At 40.4% G+C, this 537-nt stretch carries 1 protein-coding gene and 1 pseudogene; one reads left to right on the forward strand and one right to left on the reverse strand.

Going from position 1 to position 537, the window contains the following annotated elements:
• Nucleotides 1-180: pseudogene (locus tag ACS8FC_RS20465) on the forward strand (cell division protein ZapA); the annotation flags it as partial.
• Nucleotides 181-327: 147 nt separating this feature from the next.
• Here ACS8FC_RS20465 and ACS8FC_RS20470 read toward each other — a convergent pair.
• Nucleotides 328-537 (reverse strand): hypothetical protein (locus ACS8FC_RS20470; RefSeq protein WP_439298134.1); only part of this gene is annotated, 210 nt, incomplete at its 5' end.

The raw sequence follows: 537 nt of genomic DNA on the forward strand, positions 1-537 counted from the left end.
CTTGATCTAAAGCGAGATGCACCAAGCCTCAGTCAAGAAAGCATACTAGTATTGTGCTGCTTAAACTTATACGAAAAAATTCATGCCAACCAAAGAAGTGATGAGGACCGTGTACAAAAAGATAAGCAATCACAGGCATTGTTAAATAAAATCATGAAAGACGCCCACTCTATTTTGTAATAGTCGCGGTGTTGTATCAGCAGATAGATTGTTCAAAACATGCATGATCTAATAGTGCGCGATGTGATGACAAAGCATCAAATCTACTAGCGCTTAGCCTACTAAAGCTAAGCGCTTTTTTATGGTCAATCGTTTTTATCTATTTGCTTACGCATAAGGTTTGTAAGTCTTGCCTGCGTGAAAGTCTGCCTGATGCTCATAATTACAAAAGAATAATTCTTGATTGGCATCGATAGGATTATCACTGTTGGCAGCGACATTCGGTTTGGTTTCAAGTACGCCGCGATACTCCGCCAAACTGTTACCACAAAAATTGCACTGACGCGGTGTGGTGACATCACCCTCTTTTGGCATCAT

The organism is Psychrobacter sp. 1Y4, from assembly GCF_051847555.1.